Genomic DNA, 23,546 nt, shown 5'->3' with positions numbered 1-23,546 from the left:
GCGATTCCCCTGCGGAAGCCGCGTCAGCCGGCGGCGAGCCCCTTCAGCCGGTAGAGCGCGTCGAGCGCCTCGCGCGGGGTCATCTCGTCGGGATGGAGCGCGGCGAGCGCCTCGGCAAGGGCGTCGTTCGCCTTCGGCCTTGGCGGCTCCCGCTTCACCGCGACGGAGAACAGCGGCAGGTCGTCGACGAGGCGCGCCGCCTTGCCGGAGGTCTCGCCCTCCTCCAACTGGTGCAGCACCGCGCGGGCGCGCTCGACCACGGCTTCGGGCAGGCCGGCAAGCCGCGCCACCTGCACGCCGTAGGACCGGTCGGCCGCGCCCTTGCCGACCTCGTGCAGGAAGACGACCTCGCCTTCCCATTCCTTGACACGCATGGTGACGTTGTGCAGGCGCGGCAGCTTGCCGGCCAGCGCCGTCATCTCGTGGAAATGGGTGGCGAAGATCGCCCGGCAGCGGTTCTTCTCGTGCAGGTATTCGACCGCCGCCCAGGCGATGGAGAGGCCGTCGAAGGTGGCGGTGCCGCGGCCGATCTCGTCGAGAATGACGAGCGCACGCTCGCCGGCCTGGTTGAGGATCGCCGCCGTCTCGACCATCTCGACCATGAAGGTCGAGCGGCCGCGCGCCAAGTCGTCGGAGGCGCCGACGCGGGAGAACAGCCGGTCGACGACACCGATATGGGCCGAGGCCGCCGGCACGAAGGAGCCCATCTGGGCAAGGATGGCGATCAGCGCGTTCTGGCGCAGGAAGGTCGACTTGCCGCCCATGTTGGGGCCGGTCAGCAGCCAGATCGCGCCGTTCTTCGCCCCGTCCTCCGGCGACAGGTCGCAATCGTTGGCGACGAAGGGGTCGGCAAGCTGGCGGCGCAGCGCCTGCTCGACCACCGGGTGGCGGCCGCCCTCGATGCGGAAGGCGAGCGAGGCGTCGACCGCCGGCCGGCAATAGTTCTCCGCCGCCGCCAGCACCGCGAGCGCCGCCGAGACGTCGAGCTCGGCCAGTGCGTCGGCGGCGGCGCGGATGGCGTCGGCGTGGGCAACCGCCTCGGCGGTGAGCCGCTCGAACACGCCGAGCTCGATCTGGAGCGCGCGGTCGGCGGCGTTGGCGATCTTCGTTTCGAGCCCGGCCAGCTCGGTCGTGGTGAAGCGCATCGCGCTCGCCATGGTCTGGCGGTGGATGAAGCGGGCCTTGGCCGCGTCGGTCCCGGTCATCACCCCGGCATGGTTGGCCGTGACCTCGATATAGTAGCCGAGAACGTTGTTGTGACGGATCTTCAGCGAGCGGATGCCGGTTTCCTCGGCAAGGTCGCGCTCCATGCCGGCGATGACCCGGCGCGACTGGTCGCGCAGGGCGCGCATCTCGTCGAGCTCGGCGTCGTAGCCCGCCCGCACGAAACCGCCGTCGCGCTTCATCAGCGGCACCTCGTCGGCGAGCGCGTTGGTGAGATGATCAGCGAAGGCGGACGGCAGGGCGGCGAGCGCCGCAGCGGCAGCGGCGAGGCGTGCCGGCAGCACTGGCTGGCCGGCGATGAGCTCGCCGGCCTGGCGCGCCGCGTCGAGCCCGGCCCTGAGGCTGCCGAGGTCGCGCGGGCCGCCACGGTTGAGCGCCAGCCGCGACAGGGCGCGCGGCATGTCGGGCGCGGCTTTCAGCACCGCGCGCAGCGCCTCGGTCAGCCGCGTGCCGGCGAGGAAGAACGACACCGCGTCGAGCCGCTCCTCGATGGCGGCCGGCTCGGTCAGCGGCGCGGTCAGCCGCTCGGCCATCAGCCGCGCGCCGCCGCCGGTGACCGTGCGGTCGATGGCCTTGAGCAGCGAGCCGTCGCGATTGCCGGAGAGCGTGCGGGTCAGTTCGAGATTGGCCCGGGTGGCGGCGTCGATGAACAGGCTCGACCCCGCCTCCTCGCGCTCGGGCCGGGCGAGCGGCGGGCGCTCGGAAAGCTGCGTCTTCTCGACATAGGCGATGGCGCCCGAGATGGCGGAGAGCTCGGCGCGGCCGAACTGGCCGAAGCTGTCCGGCGTCGCCACGCCGAAGAAGCGGGCGATGCGGCCGGGCGCGGCAGCGGAATCGAACAGCGTCGCCGGCTGCGGGCTCGCGGTGCGGCCGAGCACGTCGAACAGGGCTTTCAGCTCCGGATCGCGGAACAGCGGCTCGGCGACGATCAGCTCGCGCGGATCGACGCGAAGGATGTCGGCTAGCAGCCGGTCGCCCGCGGTTTCGGCGACCCTGAACGCGCCGGTCGAGATGTCGATCCAGGCGAGCGCGTAGCTTTCTCCATTCCCTGTCGCGCTCTCGCGCTCCGCGCCTCTTGTGCCGGCCGGCCCCGCCCCCTTCACCCGGCCGAGCGCCATCAGGTAGTTGGCCTCGCCGGGGGCGAGCAGCTTGTCCTCGGTGATGGTGCCGGGGGTGACGAGGCGCACCACGTCGCGCCGCACCACCGCCTTGTAGCCGCGCTTCTTCGCCTCGGCCGGGTCCTCCATCTGCTCGCAGACGGCGACGCGGAAGCCCAGCGCGATCAGCTTTTCCAGATAGTCGTCGGCGGCGTGGACAGGCACCCCGCACATCGGGATGTCCTCGCCCTGGTGCTTGCCGCGCTTGGTCAGCGCGATGCCGAGCGCGCGGCTGGCCAGCTCCGCGTCGTGGAAGAACAGCTCGTAGAAATCGCCCATGCGGTAGAACAGCAGCGAATCCGGGTTCGCCGCCTTGATCTCGATATACTGCTCCATCATCGGCGTCGCGCCCGCGGCGGGGAGCGGGGGCTGCGGTGCGAGGGAGACGTCGTCGCTCTCATGCGGATGCTGGTTCAAGGGCGTTTGCCTTCTGGCGGACTGGCGTTTTCCTGCTTGGCGTTTTGTGCCCGCGAAGTGTAGCCTTATTCGCGGCGCTTCAGCAAAACTCCACAAGGAAGGCGCCACCGGGGAAGGATACGGACACCAACATGCCGCTGAAAGACAGGAACACGGAGGCTGGGCCTTCCGTGAGCGCACAGGAAGCACTCGATTTCCACGCCTCGGGACGGCCGGGCAAGCTGGAGATCAACCCGACCAAGCCGATGGCCACCCAGCGCGACCTCTCCCTCGCCTATTCGCCGGGCGTCGCCGCCCCGGTCAAGGCGATCGCGGAAGATCCGAGCCGCGCCTTCGACTACACGACGCGCGGCAACCTCGTCGCCGTCATCTCCAACGGCACCTCGATCCTCGGCCTCGGCGATCTCGGCGCGCTGGCCTCCAAGCCGGTGATGGAAGGCAAGGCGGTGCTGTTCAAGCGGTTCGCCGATGTCGATTCCATCGACCTCGAGGTCGACACGCGCGACGCCGACGAGTTCATCAACTGCGTGCGCTTCCTCGGACCCTCCTTCGGCGGCATCAACCTCGAGGACATCAAGGCGCCGGAATGCTTCATCATCGAGCAGCGGCTGCGCGAACTGATGGACATTCCCGTCTTCCACGACGACCAGCACGGCACGGCGATCATCGCCGCCGCGGGCCTGATCAACGCGCTGGAGATCACCGGCCGCGACATGAAGACGGCGAAGCTCGTGTGCAACGGCGCGGGCTCGGCCGGCATCGCCTGCATCGAGCTCGTCAAGGCGATGGGCTTTTCGCCCGAGAACGTCATCCTGTGCGACACCAAGGGCGTGGTCTACAAGGGCCGCACCGAGGGCATGAACCAGTGGAAATCGGCCCACGCCGTCGAGACCGACAAGCGCACGCTGGCCGACGCCATGGACGGGGCCGACATCGTGTTCGGCCTGTCGGCCAAGGGCGCCTTCTCCACCGCCATGATCCAGTCGATGGCCAAGAAGCCGATCATCTTCGCCATGGCCAACCCCGACCCCGAGATCACGCCCGAGGAAGTGGCCGAGATCCGCACCGACGCCATCATGGCGACCGGGCGCTCGGACTATCCCAACCAGGTCAACAACGTCCTCGGCTTCCCCTACATCTTCCGCGGCGCGCTCGACGCGCGCGCCACCACCATCAACGAGGAGATGAAGATCGCGGCGGCGCGGGCGCTGGCGGCGCTGGCGCGCGAGGACGTGCCCGACGACGTCGCCGCCGCCTATCAGGGCAACCGGCCGAAATTCGGCCCCAACTACATCATCCCCGTGCCGTTCGACCCGCGGCTGATCTCGTCAATCCCGGTCGCGGTGGCGCGCGCGGCCATGGAATCGGGCGTCGCCGGGCGGCCGATCCTCGACATGGAGAAGTACCGGCAGGAGCTGTCGGCGCGACGCGACCCCATCGCCTCGACGCTCCAGCGCATCTACGACCGGGTGCGGCGCCAGCCCAAGCGCGTCGTCTTCGCCGAGGGCGAGGAGGAGCAGGTGATGCGTGCCGCCGTCTCCTACGTCAACCAGAAGCTCGGCACGGCGATCCTGATCGGCCGCGACGACGTGATCCGCGAGAATGCCAAGAACGCCGGCGTCGACCTCGACCGGCCGGGCATCGAGCTGGTCAATGCGCGGCTGTCGCGGCGCAACGGCGTCTATGCCGACTTCATGTACGAGCGGATGCAGCGCAAGGGCTACCTGCTGCGCGACTGCCAGCGCCTGATCAACAACGACCGCAACCACTTCGCCGCCTGCATGGTGGCGCTGGGCGACGCCGACGCGGTGGTGACGGGGGTGACGCGCAACTATTCGACCGCGCTCGAGGACATCCGCCGCATCATCGACGCCAAGCCCGGCCACCGGGTGATCGGCGCGTCGGTGGCGCTGGCGCGCGGGCGCACGGTGATCGTCGCCGACACCGCCGTCCACGACATGCCGGATGCGATGCAGATCGCCGACATCGCCGAGGAGGCGGCGGGCTTCGCCCGGCGCATGGGCTACGAGCCGCGCGTGGCGCTCTTGGCCTATTCGACCTTCGGCCACCCGCAGGGCGAGCGCTCGGAGCGGGTGCAGGAGGCAGTGCGCATCCTCGACAAGCGGCGCGTCGATTTCGAGTATGACGGCGAGATGGCGGCGGACGTGGCGCTGAACCCGAACCTGATGCGGCAATATCCGTTCTGCCGGCTTTCGGGCCCGGCCAACGTGCTGATCATGCCGGCCTACCACTCGGCCTCGATCTCGACCAAGATGCTCCAGGAGCTGGGCGGCTCGACCGTGATCGGCCCGCTGCTCGTCGGCCTGAACAAGCCGGTGCAGATCGTGCCGATGAACGCCAAGGATTCGGACATCGTCAACATGGCGGTGATCGCCGCCTACAGCGCCGGGGCCTGAGCCCCGGCGTCCTCGCCTGCCCGGCCTCTACGCGGGGCGGCGGGCAGCAGACGGCGCTATCCTTCGCGCTGTCGCGCCAGCGCCTTGGGCGCCTTCTGCAGCCATGCCCGCCTCAGCCGGTGCGCGAGCTCGTCGTCGGCGATCGCGTGGACGCGCACCAGCATCGCCGGCCAGCCGCGATAATGCGGGGTCTCGAAATAAAGGTCGGGCGCGGCCTGAAGCAGCATCTCCTTCTCGTCGAGCGCCACCATCACCACGACCGTCTCGGCGTCCTTGACCCGGCAGAAGCCCTTGCCGCGCACCTTCAGCGCCGGCGTGCCGTACCAAGTGGATTCCTCGACCTCGGGCAGGCCGGCGGCCGCCCGCTTCAGGCGCTCGAAGGCGGGGCCGAGGTCACGGGCCATCGCTCAGGCCGCGAAGCGCGTCGCGTCCGGGCCGTAATGGTTGACATAGCGGCTCGAGATCGTCGCCACCGGCAGGACGACGAAGACGTCGGTGGTGCCGAAGGCGTGGTCGACCACGCAGCCCTCGCCGATCTTCGCGCCGAGACGGAGATAGCCCTTGATGAGCGGCGGCATGGCGGCGAGCGCGGCGCGCGCATTGACGGCCTCGCCCGGCATCAGGTCCATGGCGTGGAAACGCGAGGCCACGGCCGAAATCCGCCAGTCGCCCTCCGCGAGGCAGTTCTGGGCGAGGAAGGACAGGGCCTCGGCATGGGCGGCCGGCACCGTGCCGTGGAACGAGGCGCAGCCGGTCATCGCGCCGATGCCGTAATGGTTCACGTAGGCCCATATGCCCTGCCACAGCACCTCGATGGTGCGCTTGGAGCGGTATTGCGGCAGGACGCAGGAGCGGCCGAGCTCGAGGAAGTTCAGGTGAGGATGGCGCGCGACCAGCCGGTCGAGATCGAACTCGTCGCTGGAGTAGAAGCCGCCGGCGAGCGCCGCGTTCTCCTGCCGCATCAGGCGGTAGGTGCCGACGATGCGGCGATGGTCGGGGCCGGCAAGGCTCGCGTCGAGCACCAGCAAATGATCGCAGACCTCGTCGAAGCGGTCGGCGTCGCGGCGGGCGCGGGCGTCGGCCTCCGAGGCGCGGGCGCCCAGCTCCTCATGAAAGACCCGGTAGCGCACCCCCTGCGCGGCGGCGATCTCGGCCTCGTCGCGGGCCAGCCTGACCTCGATGGCGCCGATGCGCCCGAGGATCGCGCCGGCCGCCAGCCCGGAGAACGGCATCGGCGATGCCGAGGGCGCGGCGTGCGGGGTGTTCCGGGAGGTTTCAGTCATGGTGACATGCATGGCTCGTTCTCCTCGCTCCTCGAACGGCCTGTCCGACGCCGAATCGCATCGGGCAGGACCATTCCTTGCGCGCCGCTCTAGGCGGGCATTGCAACGCGAGTGTGACGAAGGTGTCATGACGACGCCGGCTGCGCAAGGCGGCTCGCCCGGTCGTTAGCCGGCGACGTGGTGCTCCACGGCCTCGATCATCGCCCGGGGGTCGACCGGCTTGGTCAGGAAGCCGGTCGCACCATGGGCGATGACGCCATGGCGGGTCTTCTCCTGGCTGTCGGCCGAAAGCACGAGGATCGGCACGGCGGGCAGCGCGTTCCGCTCCTCGTGGCTGCGGATGAACGACAGCGCCGACAGGCCGTCCATCACCGGCATGTGGAGGTCCATCAGCACCACGTCGTAGCGATGGGCGCCTCCGCCTTCGGTCAGCGCCTCGACCGCGGCCTTGCCGTTCGTCACCACGTCGACATGGTGGCCGGCCTTGGTGAGCGCCGAGCGGGCGAGAAGGGCGTTGATGTCGTTGTCCTCGACCACGAGGACGGAAAGCCCGCGCGGCGCGCCTTGCGGCGTGGGCAGGACGGCCTGCCCTTCGCCGGCGATGCCCACGCCCTGCGTTTCCCGCGACAGAAGCACGCGCAGCAGCGTCGCCGCCCGCACCGGGCGGACGAGGAAGCCATCATAACCGCCGGCGACCCAACCCGGCAGCCGCGCGCGATCGGCCGGCGCGACCAGCGTGATCGCCCGCGGCGCCCCCCGACAGGCCTCGCGCAAGCGGCGCAGGAACCCGCCCTCGCCCGCCTCCAGCGCCGCATCGACGAGGATGGTATCGAAGCTGCTTGCGGCAGCCGCACCGCCGTCGAGCATTTGCCGGGAGTCGGCGATCAGCTGCGCCTCGCCGCCATGGGCGGCAACGGTGCTGATCAGCGCCCGCGCCTCCATCCCATTGGCCGAGACGACGGCGATGCGCCGCCCGGCCAGCGCGTCCGCGAGGTCGAGCCGGGGCGCGAGCGCATCCGCGGCCGGGATATCGATGGTGAAGCGCGAGCCCTTGCCCGGCTCGGCCTCGGCGAGGATCGTCCCGCCCATCGCCTCGACGATGCGCCGCGAAATGGCGAGGCCGAGGCCGGTGCCGCCATGGACGCGGGTCGCCGTGCCGTCGCCCTGCTCGAACTCCTCGAAGATGCGGGCGAGGTCGCTTCGCCTGAGGCCCGGCCCGGTGTCGGTGACGTGGAACCGCAAGCGCTGCTGCCCGGCCTCGCCGGCGATCTCGACCTCGACCAGCACGCCGCCCGCCTCGGTGAACTTGACCGCATTGCCGACGATGTTGATCAGCACCTGCCTCAGCCGGCCGGGATCGGCGCTGACCAGCGCCGGCACGTCGGGCGCGATGTGGCTGCCGATGCCGATGCCCTTGTCGTGGGCGCGCGCCGCCAGCAGCTCGACGACGTTCTCGACCAGCTCGCGCGGACTGAGGGGCTGCGGCTCGAGATCGAAGCGGCCGAACTCGATCTTGGAATAGTCGAGCAGGTCGTCGATCAGCGCCAGAAGCGACGAGGCCGAGGTCGAGACCGCGCCGACATAGGTGCGCTGCTCGGGCGTCAGCTTCGTGTCGGCGAGCAGCCGGGCCATGCCGATTATGCCGTTCATCGGCGTGCGGATCTCGTGGCTGACCGTGGCGAGGAAACGCGATTTCGCCTCGCTGGCGGCTTCCGCCCGCTCGCGCGCGGAGATCAGCGCGGCTTCCGCCTGCTTGCGCGCCGTGATGTCGCGCGCGATGGCGCGGTGCGAGACCGCGTCGTCGTCCTTGTCGCGCACGGACAGCTCGATCCAAGAGAACCAGCGCTCGCCCTCGACCGTGCGCAGCGCCACATCGGTCGAGGACAGGCATTCCCCGTCGTGGAAGGCGCTGTCGGGCACCAGCCCGATCTCGATGCCCAGCTCGGTCAGCCTGCGGCCGCACAGCGCCTCCGGCTCGAGGCCGAGAAGCCGGGACAGGACGCGGTTGGCGTAGACGATGCGTCCGTCGCGGTCGCGGTGGACGACGATGTCGCCCAGCGCGTCGGTCAGGTCGCGGCTGCGCGCCTCGCCTTCCTGATATTCCCACATCAGGTCGGAAAGCCGCTCGATCCGCTCGCGGGTCTCGCGCTCGCGGGCGCCGGCGCGCGCGGCCTGCCGGCGCAGGCCGAGGCCGTGGAGGCCAAGCGCCGCAAGGCCGGCCGCGCCGGGAAGGACGGCTGCCAGAAGCGGCGCGCCGAAGAACGCGGCGAGCGCGGCCGAGGCGAGAAGCGCCAGCGCCGCCACCGCCAGCGTGGCCTCGCCGTGCGCGCCGTCGATCATCGAGGCGGCAAGGTCGGGGCCGGGACTGTCGGGCGCAAGCGGCGGCGCGGCAATGCGCGGACGGCCGCCGCGCCCGCTGCCGGATGCGACTGCCGCCGTTTCGAGGAACGCCCCGCCCGCCTCGTTTTCCTGCGCCATCATGGGGGCGGACAATAACAGCGACTGCTTAGGGAAGGTTTGGGCCGCTCGATAGAATTTTAGCGAACGCGCCTTCAACCCGCCATATCGACGACGACGCGGCCGCGCACATTGCCGTCAAGGATGTCGTGCGCCGTGGCGATGATGCCGTCGAAGGAGATCGTCGTCGAAAGCGCGACGAGCTTGTCGCGATCGAGGTCCTCAACGATGCGCCGCCAGGCTTCCAGCCGGATGTCGCGCGGGGCCATCACCGAATCGATGCCGAGCAGCGAGACGCCGCGCAGGATGAAGGGGGCGACGCTACCCGGCAGGTCCATGCCGCCGGCGAGGCCGCAGGCGGCGACCGCGCCGCCATAGGCGGTCATGGACAGGACGTTGGCCAGCGTGTGGCCGCCGACCGCGTCGACGCCGCCGGCCCAGCGCTCCTTGCCGAGCGGCCGCGCCGGCTGCGAAAGCTCGGCCCGGTCGATCACCTCGGCCGCGCCGAGATCGCGCAGGAAGTCCGTCTCCCCGGCCCGCCCGGTCGAGGCGATGACCGCATAGCCGAGCTTCGACAGGATCGACACCGCCACCGTGCCGACGCCGCCGGCCGCGCCGGTGACGACGACAGGCCCGCGCGACGGCGAAATGCCGTGGCGCTCCAGCGCCAGCACGCACAGCATGGCGGTGTAGCCGGCCGTGCCGACCGCCATCGCCTCATGCGCGCTCATGCCCGCGGGCAGCGGCACCAGCCAGTCGCCCTTGACCCGGGCGCGGCCGGCATAGGCGCCGTGATGCACCTCGCCGACGCCCCAGCCGTTCAGGATGACGCGGTCGCCGGGCTGCCAGTCGGGATTGTGCGAGGAGACGACCGTTCCGGCGAAATCGATGCCCGGAACCAGCGGCCAGCGCCGCACCACCGGCGACCGGCCGGTGATCGCCAGCCCGTCCTTGTAGTTGACGGTGGTGGCCTCGACGGCGATGGTGACGTCGCCTTCCATCAGGTCGTCCTCGCTCATGTCCACCACGTCGACGGACTGCTTCTTGTCCTCGTCGCGCGAGACGAGGATCGCCCTGAACGTATCCGACATGAAAACCTCCATTCCAGCCTGTTCCCGCAACCGGACTGTGCGGCCCGTCGCCCGCGGGGTCAATCGTCCTTCTGCCGCCGGCTGCGCCGCCAGACGAGGAACTCGTCGAGGATGACCAGCCCCGCCCCGACCGTGATGAACACGTCGGCGAGGTTGAAGATCGCGAACGACCATGACGGCAGGTGGAAGAGGATGTAGTCGACGACGTAGCCGTGCCAGACCCGGTCGATCAGGTTGCCGAGCGCGCCGCCGATAATGAGCGCGAAGCCGAGGCGAGCGAGGCGCTGGGCCGGGTCGGTGCGCGCGGCGATGAAGGCGACGAAGCCCATTACCGCCAGTGTCACCGCGATCAGGCCGACGCTGCCGAAATCGTCGAGCAGCGAGAAGGCGATGCCGGTGTTGTGGGTGCGGAAGAGCGACAGGAACGGCAGCACCGGCACGGGCACATGCATGTCGAGCTGCGCCTCGACCGCCTGCTTCAGCCCCTGGTCGAGGACGGTGGCGACCAGCACGATGGCGGCGGCGGGGAGAAGACGCCTCATCCGGCCTTTCCTTGCGTGACGGGGAAGGCGTGGCGGCGCATCTCGTAGAGCGCGACGCCGGTGGCGACGGCGAGGTTGAGCGAATCCGCCCGACCCGCCTGCGGGATGCGGATCAGCGTGTCGCAGGCCCGGGCAAGATCGTCGGTGAGGCCCTGCTGCTCGTTGCCCATCAACAGGACGAGCGGCCCCTTCGCATAGTCGGGCGCGCGGTAGTCGACCGAGCCCTTGAGATGGGTGCCGACGAGGCGCATCTTCGCTGCCTTGTGCCAACCGATGAACGCGGCGGCGTCGGCGCGCGCGACCGGCACGGCGAAGATCGAGCCCATGGTGGCGCGCACCGTCTCCAGCGACCAGGGATCGGTGGTGTCGCCGACGAGGATGACGCCCTTCGCGCCCACGGCATCGACGGTGCGGATGACCGTGCCGAGATTGCCCGGATCGCGCACCCGGTCGAGCGCGACCCAGACGTCGCCGCTCGCGGGGCGGATGTCCTTCAGGGGAATCCAGCGCTGCGAGAACACGCCGAGCACGGATTGCGGGTTGTCGCGCCGGGTGATGGCGGTCAGCACCTTTTCCGGCACTTCGAGCACCAGCCCGCCGGCGGCCTTGGCGCGCGCCGCCGCCTTCTCGACCGTCGCATTGCCGCGCTGCGACCTGGCGAAGACCAGCGTGCGGATGGTCCAGCCGAGGTCGAGCGCGTCGATGACGAGCTTCAGCCCCTCGGCCATGAACGCGCCTTGCACGTCGCGATACTTCTTCAGCGCCAGGGCGCGGATGTCCTTGACGATGGGGTTGGCGAGGCTGGTCACTTCCTTGACTTGGCCGACCCTGCCCTCGGCGGCGCGGCGCGTCTCGCTCATGCGGCCACCCAGCGCGAGAACAGCGAGGTCGACAGCCGCCGCCCGGCCGCTTCCTCCCGGATGACCAGCTCGCCCGACTCGACGCGCCCACCCATCCCGGCGAAGGCATCGCGCATCAGCGCGTGTATGGCGAAGAACGAGGCGCGGATCGAATAGGCCGTCAGCACCACGGCGAGCGGCTTCGGCGACAGGATTGCCCGGGTCAGCTCGACCATGGCCGGCAGGTCGTCGAAGAGCTGCCAGACCTCGCCTTTGGGGCCCCGGCCATAGGCCGGCGGGTCGAGCAGCACGATGTCGTAGCGGCTGCCGCGCCGTTCCTCGCGCTCGACGAAGCGCATCGCGTCCTCGCAGATCCAGCGGATCGGCTTTTCCGCGAGCCGCGCCATCTCCTGGTTCTCGCGCGCCCAGCCGATCGCCTTCTTCGAGGCGTCGACATGCGTCACCTGCGCGCCGGCGCGCGCGGCGACGAGCGAGGCGAGGCCGGTATAGCCGAAGAGGTTCAGCACCTTGACCGGGCGCCTGGCAGCGGCGATCGCCTCCTCCATGTGCCGCCAGTGCGACGCCTGCTCGGGAAAGACGCCGACATGGCGGAACGAGGTGAAGCGGCCGAGATAGTCGATGCCGTCATGCTTCATCGGCCAGGTCTCGCCGAGGGGCTCCCTCGGGAAGCGCCAGCGGCCCATGCCCTCTTCGTCGGTGTCGCCGGTGAAGACGGCGTCGGCCTTTCGCCATTCGCGCTCGGGCAACGCCGGCCGCCAGATCGCCTGCCCCTCGGGCCGGTCGATGAGATAGGGCCCGTAGCGCTCCAGCTTGCGGCCGTCGCCGGAATCGACGAGCGCATAGTCCGCGCCCGGCTCGACCTCGAGGATCAGCGGCAGGGTCTCGGCCGGCAGAGGCTCTTGCCGGCGCGGCGCGCGCGGGCGGGCTGACACCTCCCTCTCGCGGCTCTCCTGTCCGCCGGCCGGCCGGCCGGCGACCTTGCCGTCCGCAGCGCCGGCTGCCCGGCCCACAGCCTTGCCTGCCGCCCCGCCTTCGGCCGGCGCGACGGCCCGCGCCGCCGGCTTGCGCGCGCGCCTGTCGGTCTGTCTGTCGCGCTGGCTCTTCATCTGCGCTCCGGGAAAATCGTCCCCGCGCTTCTGCCATAGCGGACGCGCAGCCGCAACAACGCCGCTTGCGCGCCCGACGCCGTATACCCGGCCGGGCAAGCCGGCTCTCAAAAAAACTCGTCGTGCCGCCGAAAAGAAGTGCAACGACGCGCTTGCAATTCGCACGGCGTGCCGCTAGGAAGCACCGAGCAAGACGGGGCCAGCCCCGGCCCTGCTTCCGGTCGCCCCGCGACCTGTTACGCGCCCGTAGCTCAGCTGGATAGAGCACCAGACTACGAATCTGGGGGTCAGAGGTTCGAATCCTTTCGGGCGCGCCATTCAACTCCCTACGTATCAAGGACTCTGGCATGCTTAGCTGCGGCCCGTCCATTCTTGTCTGTACGCTCATACCAAGTTCATACCACGCGCTGATTCTTGGGGCTTAAGGGAATCGGTAGAAACTGAACGATCCCGCGCTGGCTGCGCTCGAATCCCTGGCGCGCAGCGCGCCACCCTCTTCCAGAGTCTGAGTGAGCCCCTCTTCGGTCGCTTCCTCGCCCGTCAGGGCAGGAAAATCGCTTGTGTCCAACCTGCGCCTCTTCCGTCGCCTTCGCTCGCCCATGTCCGGAAAGAAGCTGTTCCCGGTGCCGGGCAAGGGGAGTGGTGCGGGCGCAGGCCGAAGGCCGAGCCTCGGTCCCCTTGCCCGGCACCGGGGGCGGCTTCAGGGCATGAAGGGGCGAGCGGAGGCGGCGGAAGAGGTTCCCCGGGACCCTATCGAAACTCACCCTTCCATCAAATCCCCAATCATTGGGGATTTGTGAACTCCTGCCTCGGTAGGTCTCGGCGATGATGATCTGACGGAGAGAGTGCAATGGGAAGTAGGCTGCCTGCGAGGCGACAACTCGGCGATCGGGGAGGGTTCGACTACAGCCGCGTGCCTGCCGCACACCGCAAGCCGATGAAGGCAGACGCGATTGAAATCCGGAAGGGTCTTATTGGTGCGGCAGCCGCGTTGATGGAGGCGGGAGAGAGGCTGTCCCGATGGAAAGAGATAACTCCTCATGGGGCTTGGCTGGACTGGGTCTGGGAAGAAGCGGGCATGTCGGATCAGTCGGCGCGGGACGCCATCAATGTCTTCCGGCGCTTCGAGCACTCTCCCACCCTTCTGCACGATCTTGATCTTGCCCTGCCGCCGACGGCCCTTGTCCGCCTCGCGACTGCGCCTGATGGTGCTTTCGAAGACGTTCTGGATCGGGTGAAGGACGGAGAGCGGCTACGGGTCATCGATGTGCAGCACATCGTGGCGGACTTCCGAAAGCGAAACGCTGAGGAAGAAGCGGGCGTGAAAACCATCCCTGCTGCGGAGCCGGTGCACACCACTGCGGCTGCCGCCCTTCTCGGAATGGCCGACTTGGCCCGCGATGAACTCGTTCCCCAGATCGTCACCCGGCTCAGGACGGTGCTACACGTTATCGAGGATGCGGAGGCGCTGCATGCGTCGAAGGGGAAGACAAGCCTCGCCAGGCTCCAACAGAACCTACGCGGCGATGCTCAGTGGCTGACCGACGCTCTGGAGCAACTCTCCCAGAAGCAGGCCAGTACCGGGTCGATGGTTGTCCATAAGACACTTCTGGCGCGTGCCGGGCATGAGCCTGGAGCGTGGGCCGACGTGACCGCCTTTCTGCGCGACATATCCCACTCGGTCTCTTGGGAGAGCATCAAAGCTGCTCAGGTGCCCGATCTGCTCAAGCGCGGCCGCACCGCGCTGCATGCCGTCCTTTCGCCGCAGGAGCGCATTTCCGCCATCAGGATGCTTGGCGTCTGAGGCGCTTGACGCCTGCTTCGCCTGCTCTGAGCATGATGAAGGCCGCGCGGGCTGGAACCCATTGCGCGGCCCTCGGGAAGGACTCAAAGCATGGCCATTCGGCGCGCAGCAGTAAAGCCCCCTCATAGGGGACGGTGAGCCTCCGGCTCGGTCCGGCTTCCGGATCGACGCCACCCCCTACCCCCTCAGCCAAAAAAGTTGACGAAGCCCCGAAATCACTGGGCTCCATTGCTGCTCGCGCGCTGGCTGCAATGGAAACCAATGGCCCTGCCAGACGCGGACATACCGACGTCCTGACGGCCAACACGGGCTGGCGTATCGATCCTATCAAGTGGGCGCGCCGCGCCGCCGCGTCGAAGCTGCTCGCCGAGCAGTCGGAGATGATTGCGGATGCCTTGGAGCGGATGGGCACGCCCGCGCGCCTGGACGCCGAAATCACGGCGATCGGCGCAGTGACCGGAAAGGTCGAGACGCTGCCCGCATACCGTGCCATCCGGTTCCTTCCCACCGTGGCCGCGCGAGACCGCCGCCCGGTCTTGAACGGGATGAAGTATTTTATCCAGCATCACCGCGCCGCGCGCTTCTTCCGCTACGCCGTCATCACCGCACCCGAGCCGGTCCCGTTCGGCGGGGAACTCCGAAAGGCCATCCAGGCTCTTTCCAGGCGCGTGTCGAAATGGGCGACTGAAGCCCGCGACGCTGATGTCGAAGTACTGTTCAGGGGCATCGAGTTCACGCGCGCGACGGCGGCCGATCGCGACGCGGATGCTGCCCGGCGTATGCCTTCTACTGAGATCGGTCCGCCCGATGCGCCCCTCACGCGTCGGTTCGGTGCGGATACAGTCCTGTATCACGTGCACGCCAACATCCTGACCTGGCCACAGCGGGCAATGAAGGATTCGGAGTGGTCAGCGTTCCTGCGGATGACGTGGCGCGCGGTGAAGGGACACTGGCAGGACAATGGCCGGATCCAGAAGGCAGAGGAGCTCGTGAAGAACTGCCTCAAGCCTGCCGATATCCGCGAGGCGCCGGACGAGGAAGTCCTCTGGCTCTACCTGCAGACGGAGCGGCTCAAGCTAGCGCAGCCCATGGGCCCGTTCGCCTCCTTCATGAGTGAGCTGGAAGACGCGGGTGAAAAGGTGGTTCGGGTCCGCTCCGGGGAGGACGGCCGGCTCCAGCGTGTCCGGAAGTCGTCGCGCCTGAACCACCATGCGAGCGACGATCCCGGTAATGGCCCCGAGGGCGACGAGAGCCAGCCAGCGCCTTCCGTCCTCGATGATGCCGACCTTGCCCCCGGGACGGACGGAGGCAGCCGTAGCAGGCCCACAAACCTGGTCTTGGGGGTATCCCTGCCGCAGTGGCGTCATACACCTTGGGCGGAGCCGCTGATCCTTGTCCAGCGATATGACCCCTTCGCGCCGGGAGCTGGCGACCGTGCCCGGCTGGAGGAGATCGACACCGAGAAGGGGCTCGCCCGCATCGACTGGGACAGCAACGGCGCGCCAGACCCGTCCGTCGCCTTGGACATCGCCGCGCGGGCCACCGCCGGAACTCTGAGCGCGATCGATGTCGCCATGATCGAAGCCGAAGACGAGGCCCCCCCTATCGCGGGAGGCGCAGCCGACAGCTATAGGGTTCACACATGTGGGCCAACTGTCCCAGCCGCACCTGCGCAAGCAGGAGCATGGTCGGGAGTGGCAGTGTCATGGGAAGACGATCTGCTTCACCCTAGACCCGGGTGGACATCGAAACTCCCGCCTCCTGACCTGGAGGACGATCAGATCCCGTTCGATCCGCCTCTTTCGGCCTTCGTGCTGGCGATGCGCGCCGAGCATGGCTGTGCCAGTCCCGCTATGGCCGCATAGTCCCGCGGGGCCCTCGGAGAGCCGACGCTATGAGCACGGGCCGCAGGACCGCGCGCAATAGCGGTAGTCGGTCACTAATCCTTGCATCCGGCTCCGCCGAAACAAAACATAGTCACGAGGGCGCACCATGCGCCGGGGATCGTGAGGCATGTCCTACCAGTTCGTGCATATGGAGGTTTACAGCCGGAAGGGCCGGGATGGGCGAAACGTGGACTTCGTCTTAGCGGAAGCGGCGCGCCGTCCTGACGCCTGTCTGCACGTCGAGAATCCCGCCTCCCCGGAAGTCGTGTTCGGCGTTGATGTCGATGAAGTCCGCCGCCTGCATGAGGAACGCGCGGCCTCCGCGAAAGCCACGCTGGCGAATGGAAAGCAGCGAGCAATCCGACAGGACCAGAACACGCTCGTCACGATTGTGGCGTCACACCCCGCCGCGATGGATTTGGTGGCGAAGAACCCCTCGCTCGCCGACGAGGTGAGGGCGTGGGAAGTCCAGACGGTGGCATGGCTGCGCGACCAGTACGGTTCCGCGCTGGTGTCGGTCATCCGGCACGTCGATGAAAGTCACCCGCATCTGCATGCATTCATCCTTCCCGAGACTCCCGACCTCCGTGCAGGCTCTCTTCATCCGGGGCAGGAAGCCAAGCACCGGATCGTTACGGGAGGCGCTGCCGATGGGGAGGATGGCAAGGCACTCAACAGGCGGGCAGATGTCGCCTATCGCCAAGCATTGCGTGACTGGCAGGATTCCTATTGGCAGGCGGTTGGGCTGCCGTCAGGACTTACCCGGCTCGGTCCAGGCCGCCGTCGCTTGACGCGGGAGGAATGGCGCGCCGAGCGGGTCCAAGCTCAAGCCGTCCGGATCGCACGGGAGCGTGCCGACCATCTCCAGCGTGCCGGAACTGCCTTCATGGATCGGACGCGCGCGGAGGCAGCCGCTGCCCTCGCAGAGGCCACCCAGGCTGCTTCAAGGATTCGCGACGAGGCAATCGCACGTCAACGGGCAGCCCTTCGCCTTCACGACGAAGCGGACGCTCGTGTCCGGATGGCGGGACGTATCCTTTCCCGCGCGCGCAGGGACGGTGCGAGAGTCCTGGAAGCTGCTCGCGCGGAAGCCACGCGGCTGGCTACCCTCGGATCAAGAATCCGGTCGCTCTGGGACGGTCTGCTGCGGTCACGGCTGGAGGCCCGATTGCGCCAGATTTTCGAGACAGAGGCTGCCGCTGCGAAGAAGCAGGCAGAGGACGCGAAGGAACGGGCCGCCGCTGAAGTCCGGAAACGGCAGGCTGCAGAGCGCTCGCGAGATGCCGCCATGGCTGCCGCCCAGGCACTTGGGAGGGAACGGGATGCGGCGCGGAACGAGGTTGCTGCCATACGAAACGCCCATACGTATCAACACCAGCTAGGAGCACGACCATGATCGACACGAGCAGCTCAAAGACCCGCCCGAAGGGCTGCCTCCGCGCTGCACGACACAGGGCCCGGCTGTCGCGCCGGGCCGGACGTGGCCGGACGGTCGCGCTACTCGTGTTCCTCTGGGCATTCCTGACGGGACCGTTCGGAACGACGGCAGTCTCCGGGACGCGCTCGGTGCTCCCGGCATCAGCCGGGCCTATGGGGGAAACGTGGCGAGTGAACAATTATGAACGCGGACTGGGTGGGGAATTGTACGTATCCCACCGACGCAGCAAAAGGCCTGGCCGCTATCGAAGGGCGCCCTCCATTGCCCGCTTGATACGCGATCTGCGCCGCAGAGCAGCTTGTGAGGATGCGACCGAAATTCTTCTCAGTCGCATCCCCGACCCTATGACGAGACAGTGGGTCAGAGAGAAGATTCTAGCCTGCGAAGTCAATCGCTTGGCCGTCTGGGTCCGACCAAGTACCAATGATCATGAAGTCTTTAAGGCCTGGCGTTCGGAAGCAGAATCCGATCATCGTGCTCAGCTAAACGATCACACGCAGCCACCAGACCAAGACGTCCTTCTGAAGTTGGCTGGGATGGTGCGGTCTCTGGAGGCCGTTGGCACTCGTACCCGGCATATGGATCGCTGAATCAGCAGGTGAGAGTTGCCCTCACGCATGATGTGTGTGCACGAATGCTCCAACCAGCTTCCGAGATCGGATATCAGATATCGCCCCGGTCGAGATGGCAGGCGGCAGACTCTTCTTGCGAAAAGCCTGAAGCGATTATTGGGCAACCCTCCATCCACAGCTAGCACGCTAATAGACGGCACTCAATTCCTTCTTAACGATCAGTGCAAGAAGATCAACTCCCGTCCACCGGACGAACCAAGGTTCGTTTTCAAACTCTGTCGACAGTGACTGAAGGGCTGCCGCACTCAGTGCAGGAAGCTGGAACTGGCTTCGTACTACTCCCAAGAATTTCGCCCGTTCAATTAACGGGATGTGGGGGCATGAAGCTATGTCCAGTGCTAGATGAACCATCTCCGAGGATTTCATACATCCGTCTTCAGTCTCGAGCCTTCTAAGTGCCCCCTTTACAATTCTCCGCCGAATACGGTCATATTTTGCATGGCCGCCCATGTAATACAGGACCGATATGATGGAAAAATAGTCTGCCGACTGAATGTTCGGCATTATCCTCTCAATCGCTTCGGTTTCCAAAGCTCCAGTCTGATCTACTTCCCTGAGCGCAATCAGTATATTAAGTATCTCAATAGGTACCGCGTCATGATGCTCATATATGCGAGCAATCTGGGGATCCTGCAGCAACCGCGCAGTCCAAGCCGCAGCCTTCTCTCCAAGGTAAGGAAGCCGCTCAGGGGCGACCCTGCGGAGAAAATCAGATGATTTAATGATTGCCTTCGAAAGCGTGAAAGATGCCGCAACCGTCGCGTGGACCGTGTAGAAAAAGAACATGATCTCCAAAAGTACCGTGAAGATTGATAAGTACCTCTCCACGTCGGGTTTATCATCGCCGAGCGCATCGTAGTCACTTATTATTCGATCGAGTCTCTTCTCAATCGCCGATATCACGTAGCTAGACACCATGTCATATCCCACGTTGCTATCGAAGCAGCTAGACTTTATTTCATTCAGAAAATGACGAACAACCGCACTCGGCTTCCATATATTCTTAGGCTCTAGCAGCTCTCTCCCCGAAACGGACTTCTTCTCCAACATACTCTCGAAAAATGAATTTATGTCCCTAGACGCATCGTCGACAATCTTTGACTTTGTCGTATAGAATGGTCTTTCTATAGTCTCAATCTTCCCCTCATTTACATGCAAATTAAACCGACTTAGACACAAAGAAATCTGCTTTCCGATTGCCTCTACATGCTTATAATCGTTTGTGAAAATAAAAAAGTCATCGACATATCGCCTGATCTCATATTCCTTCTTATTGAAGATTTGCTTTTGCGCTAACGAGGCCTCGATATCCTGATCTACACGAGATAATATTATCTCTGCAAATATACGACTTACTTCCGGTCCGATACAAATTCCATTCGTTTCGTTAAAGTTCATCTTCTGCATCAATATATCGAACTGATTGCCGAACGTTATTGCCGACGTACTATCCTTTGCAGTGCGTATGTCCTTTAGGGCCCACGCAATAGAATGGGTGTAAATACTCGAAAAGCACTTGCTGACATCCACGGAGTGCATTATTCGGTATTTCTTCTCCAGCCGCACATGATCGGGGGACTTGAAGAAGCGATAAAGGCGATCGTATCCGCTATATGAGAAAAACGATGCAGGATTTCTCACAAGCGCGTCGATATCATCCGTCGTTATATGATTCGACTTGTACTTATGCTCATCAGATATGCTTACACGGAAGAAGTACCTTTTCCCTCGCGACTTCGGATGCCTTATGGAGTAAGGTGAGCGAGAGGCGTAGAAACAAATTAGATCCTGATAACGTCCGTAAAACTCTGAGACCCTGTACTGACTTGCCGGGTGCGGCAGACTCAACTGGCGAAATGAAGTTGACGTTTTTACGATACTATAACGAAATGGTATCGTATATTTGTTTTCACTCAAATTTATGATCGCCGCTATCGTCTCCCTCTTTTCAGTGGAGCCAAGGTTTCTTGTTCGGAGGTTTTTGTAGAAGCCATCATTCGAGAACACGATAGGTACTTCGTAAGGCGCAGTGTCCGTAGTCACTACGCGGTCGACATCGTCGGGTAGAAAGTTGGCTCTGATGTAGCGGCGTCTACGCATATCGCCAGCATCGCGTTAAGGCCGCCAGTTGGGACGGAGGGAAGTGAAAGAACCGCTTTTCCCGGTAGCCCTTTACAAACGAGTTCCTGAACAATGCCTCGCGCTGGGCGCGGCCAAACAGTCCAGGCCCGGGGGCTGCCGCATAATGAGAGACGATAAGGTGGTGTAGGTACCGATCCAGCCGTGGAAGCGCCTCCGAGGCGTCTAGGTTGATGAGTGGGTAGTTGAAGAATATGCCTGACTTGCGCTTGATAGACCTATCGACATCGATGAAATGGAAGTTATTGCATAGCATGCGAACACGGTTCAGCAGTGCGGTAAAATCATTGTTTATGCGAAACTCCGCAAATGACAAATATAAGCGAGACTTGATACGCTTTTCCTTTTTCTCCGACAGGTCTAGCCGAACTTTGCGATGGTATCGGCGATCCGTGCGCTGTGTATGATGTATCGAGATTTTGTACCCAAGATAATCAAGTTCTGCATCAATGGGTGGGCTTGCGTTATGCGTGTTACTAAATTGAGAAAGAGTGTAAATCCGTGTCTTTTTGGAATTGAACGATATTCCAGGAAGCAGACGTCGTCGAACGGTCCGTAGGAATTCACGCGCGTTTTCTTTTCCAGAGGTGATGATGATAATATCATCAACAAATCGGGCATAGTAGTGAACGCGTGGATCTAGCATCGCTTCCCGATCAAAATCGCGCATGAGTATCTCGCTGAGGGTAGCGCTGATCGCAAGGCCTCGGGGCAGGCCAAGAATATTGACATTCGTCAAACAGGCAAAAAAGGTCCGCAGCAGAGACGAGAAGTGCGACGAATAGGCGCCATCTCGTCGTATTTGTTCAATTACAGCGGCTGGATCGATGCTCTCATAGAAACTTGCAATATCTAGTTTGTATATACGGAATGGTAGCCCTTCTTCAGAAAGGCGTATAATACTGTTAACTATTGATGTTCTGTTTGACTGCTTTATTCTTGTTATTCGGCGGATCGTCCTATTTATGTGCCGAAGAATAAGCTGCTCACTGATGTCGTTTAGTCGATAGACATCGCTGTTACGCAACTTCGACGAGGCTATATCGACTTGTTGAAAACCGACCTGAGCTTTCTGGACCGCCGCAACGATCACCGCCGCACGAACAGGCTCCTGGATCAGATTCGGGTCACGACGAAAGTCCGCCTTCTGGAAATTCCTCGCCATTGTCGCGTAGTGGAATGTGGGATCATGCATGCAGACTTGGCTACCCCCATAGCTCCGACGCAGCGGATATTACGACGGTTCGATTGTCAAACGAATTGCCAACAACCGCAGCGGAAGGCTGTTCTCAGCTGCGGTACATTCACAATGAGTGGGCGATTAATCAAGGTTGGCGAGCACCTTTAGCATCTCGATTAGGTCTAAGTTCAACGGGAGTCAAAAATCGGCGTCGTCGCGTGAGAGAGCTATCGAAGAGAGCCTGAGTGACGGTACCCTTTGTGCTTTCGCCCGCTCAATCGTCCGATACCATGGCTCTGCTGCAGTGAACCGTATCTCGGCGACTTTCCCGGAAGTCGTTGGGCGGGGAGGCGGAACCTTCTGGAAGGCCGACCGACGGGGTTGGTGCGACGCCCATTCAGCATCACAGGCGGCAAAGAGAGCATCCGTCCATGCCTCGATCGCAAGTCGCTTCAATTCGAGCCGCTGCGAGTAGTCATACGCAATGCGAGTGATGTCGGCCGAGACCATCGGTGCCTGCCCCGTGGAAACATCTGCGTGGTCGAGGACGGCGGAAATCGCATCCCCACGAACGGCCAAGTCGGCGCAGACGGTGGCGAAGGTCCTTCGGATATCGTGGGGCGTGAAGTAGGTGATGCCTTCAAGAAGGTCTGATGCCTGGCCCACCTCACCGGATGCTGCCGCTGCCTCCTGAGGTGCCCGGGCTGCCTCCAGATTTGCCGGACGGCCTCGCAGCCTATCAAGGAGCAGTTTCGGAGCTGATCGCGAAAGCGGCGCGTCCACCTTCTCGCCCATCAACCGAAGGGCCGGGAAGACATACTGGGATTCCTCGTCTGCGCCCCATAGGGCGCGATCAAAAAGCAGGGACACTCGGGGCGGGATAGGAACCGAGTGGGGCCGCTTCCCCTTCATGACCACAGACGGGAAGTAGGCGACTTTCCAACCCTCTGGACCGTTCGGCCAAGGCAACACGTGCGCGCGCCGGATGGACAGTCCGGCACTGGCGCGCTGAGCGGTCAGGGCGAGCCACCACAGAGCGCATATTACCGTCTCAGAGGTCTTCCTTCCGCTGTCTCTCCCAGGCATCACGCGATAGCGCTCCGCCCTGTAGAGGACTGTTGCAAGCTCCTTAAGCGACGGGAGGCGTGACCTCGGCGACGGAATCGTGGAGTCCAGCTTCTCGACCTCGAGCCACCACTTCGGTGCCCCCTCCAACCCCGCGCTGCGCGAATGCTTCTTACGTGCGAACGAGAGGGCGCCCTTGGCGTAGGCTACGAATTGCCGGGAACCCGTTTTCCGTCCGGCGCGGGCACAGGCATCGCGCACCTCCTCTAGGTCACCGGGCCTGAGTTCAGAAAGCAGGCGACCGAAGAGACCGCTGGCTTCCTCCATCATGAGGTAGCGACGTGCCTCTGCCGCCGTAGCTAACGATGGTTGCTTGAGGACGCCGCGCGTGGTGATGCGCGGACTCGACAAGTAGACGTCCGCATATTGGGTCGCTAGGTCCTCCCAAGTCCAACGGCCAGCTGCGCGCGCCTGCTCTGTCGAAACCTTGGCGGCAGCATCCTGGTGGCTCCTCCCGGCTTGACGAGAGCGGACGTAGGACTTCACCTCCTCGCCGCTCCTCATGAGCGCCCTTGTATGTGCCGCCAATTCTCTCGCGGCTTTCGCCGTGCGGATCTCGGCGACACTACCCAAGGACCTCGTGTGTCCCGAGAACTTCAAGACCCACGAGGCTGAGCCGCCCTGTACCCGGAGGGAAAGTCCTCTGCATATGTCGTCGGCTATGATGAGCGGATCGCGACTGCTGTGGCTTCGGGCGGCGGCTGCTGCGCGCGCTTCCTGCACCTCGCTAGGACCTATGTCCGCTCTTTTGGATGGCATGCCAGGCTCCTCGACTTCACCGTCGCCTG

At 64.9% G+C, this 23,546-nt stretch carries 15 protein-coding genes and 1 tRNA gene; 5 read left to right on the top strand and 11 right to left on the bottom strand.

Annotated features, from left to right (window positions below):
* Nucleotides 1–23: 23 nt before the first annotated feature.
* Nucleotides 24–2,798 (bottom strand): DNA mismatch repair protein MutS, encoded by a 2,775-nt coding sequence (gene mutS / locus M9945_RS04265; protein ID WP_367943541.1) that lies wholly within the window; start codon nt 2,796–2,798, stop codon nt 24–26.
* A gap of 131 nt (nt 2,799–2,929) precedes the next feature.
* Here mutS and M9945_RS04260 point away from each other — a divergent pair, with 131 nt between their 5' ends.
* Nucleotides 2,930–5,215: an NADP-dependent malic enzyme gene (locus M9945_RS04260; RefSeq protein WP_367943540.1), complete on the top strand. Its 2,286-nt coding sequence runs from the start codon at nt 2,930–2,932 to the stop codon at nt 5,213–5,215.
* 56 nt (nt 5,216–5,271) lie between these two features.
* Here M9945_RS04260 and M9945_RS04255 read toward each other — a convergent pair whose 3' ends face one another.
* The 7 genes from M9945_RS04255 to M9945_RS04225 all read right to left on the bottom strand — a co-directional run bounded on the left by M9945_RS04255 (nt 5,272) and on the right by M9945_RS04225 (nt 12,554).
* Nucleotides 5,272–5,619 (bottom strand): MmcQ/YjbR family DNA-binding protein, encoded by a 348-nt coding sequence (locus tag M9945_RS04255; protein WP_367943539.1) that lies wholly within the window; start codon nt 5,617–5,619, stop codon nt 5,272–5,274.
* 3 nt (nt 5,620–5,622) lie between these two features.
* Entirely contained in the window at nt 5,623–6,447 is an 825-nt protein-coding gene (locus tag M9945_RS04250) for a GNAT family N-acetyltransferase (protein WP_367944757.1), read from the bottom strand.
* A 216-nt stretch (nt 6,448–6,663) separates the two neighbouring features.
* Entirely contained in the window at nt 6,664–8,991 is a 2,328-nt protein-coding gene (locus M9945_RS04245) for an ATP-binding protein (RefSeq protein WP_367943538.1), read from the bottom strand.
* 59 nt (nt 8,992–9,050) lie between these two features.
* A complete protein-coding gene (locus tag M9945_RS04240) occupies nt 9,051–10,046 on the bottom strand; it encodes an MDR family oxidoreductase (protein WP_367943537.1) in 996 nt (331 codons plus the stop codon).
* A gap of 59 nt (nt 10,047–10,105) precedes the next feature.
* Nucleotides 10,106–10,588 (bottom strand): signal peptidase II, encoded by a 483-nt coding sequence (gene lspA / locus M9945_RS04235; RefSeq protein WP_367943536.1) that lies wholly within the window; start codon nt 10,586–10,588, stop codon nt 10,106–10,108.
* Nucleotides 10,585–11,448, bottom strand: a complete 864-nt coding sequence (locus M9945_RS04230; RefSeq protein WP_367943535.1) for a TrmH family RNA methyltransferase — start codon at nt 11,446–11,448, stop codon at nt 10,585–10,587. Before M9945_RS04230 ends, lspA begins: the two co-directional genes overlap by 4 nt.
* Nucleotides 11,445–12,554: a class I SAM-dependent methyltransferase gene (locus M9945_RS04225; RefSeq protein ID WP_367943534.1), complete on the bottom strand. Its 1,110-nt coding sequence runs from the start codon at nt 12,552–12,554 to the stop codon at nt 11,445–11,447. The genes M9945_RS04230 and M9945_RS04225 overlap by 4 nt, the downstream gene beginning before the upstream one ends.
* 240 nt (nt 12,555–12,794) lie before the next feature.
* On the opposite strand from M9945_RS04225, the gene M9945_RS04220 reads away from it, so the two are divergent.
* The 4 genes from M9945_RS04220 (at nt 12,795) to M9945_RS04205 (ending at nt 17,640) form a co-directional block, all read left to right on the top strand.
* A tRNA-Arg gene (locus tag M9945_RS04220) sits at nt 12,795–12,871 on the top strand.
* A 533-nt stretch (nt 12,872–13,404) separates the two neighbouring features.
* A complete protein-coding gene (locus tag M9945_RS04215) occupies nt 13,405–14,358 on the top strand; it encodes a hypothetical protein (RefSeq protein ID WP_367943533.1) in 954 nt (317 codons plus the stop codon).
* Between the two features lie 134 nt (nt 14,359–14,492).
* A complete protein-coding gene (locus M9945_RS04210; RefSeq protein ID WP_367943532.1) occupies nt 14,493–16,223 on the top strand; it encodes a hypothetical protein in 1,731 nt (576 codons plus the stop codon).
* Between the two features lie 148 nt (nt 16,224–16,371).
* Entirely contained in the window at nt 16,372–17,640 is a 1,269-nt protein-coding gene (locus tag M9945_RS04205; protein WP_367943531.1) for a plasmid recombination protein, read from the top strand.
* An 800-nt stretch (nt 17,641–18,440) separates the two neighbouring features.
* On the opposite strand, the gene drt3b is transcribed toward M9945_RS04205, so the two are convergent.
* From drt3b to M9945_RS04190, 3 genes are all read right to left on the bottom strand, one after another.
* Entirely contained in the window at nt 18,441–20,414 is a 1,974-nt protein-coding gene (gene drt3b, locus M9945_RS04200; protein ID WP_367943530.1) for an antiviral reverse transcriptase Drt3b, read from the bottom strand.
* The gene (drt3a, locus tag M9945_RS04195; RefSeq protein ID WP_367943529.1) at nt 20,407–21,648 is read right to left on the bottom strand and encodes an antiviral reverse transcriptase Drt3a; all 1,242 of its coding nucleotides are present in this window, start codon (nt 21,646–21,648) and stop codon (nt 20,407–20,409) included. Before drt3a ends, drt3b begins: the two co-directional genes overlap by 8 nt.
* A 183-nt stretch (nt 21,649–21,831) precedes the next feature.
* Nucleotides 21,832–23,517 (bottom strand): integrase arm-type DNA-binding domain-containing protein, encoded by a 1,686-nt coding sequence (locus M9945_RS04190; RefSeq protein ID WP_367943528.1) that lies wholly within the window; start codon nt 23,515–23,517, stop codon nt 21,832–21,834.
* Between the last annotated feature and the right edge of the window lie 29 nt (nt 23,518–23,546).

The sequence above is a fragment of the Aquamicrobium sp. genome, assembly GCF_023954335.1.
GTDB lineage: Bacteria > Pseudomonadota > Alphaproteobacteria > Rhizobiales > Rhizobiaceae > Aerobium.
Note: the sequence above shows the minus strand (reverse complement) of the source record. Positions and strands in the feature narration are given on the sequence as shown.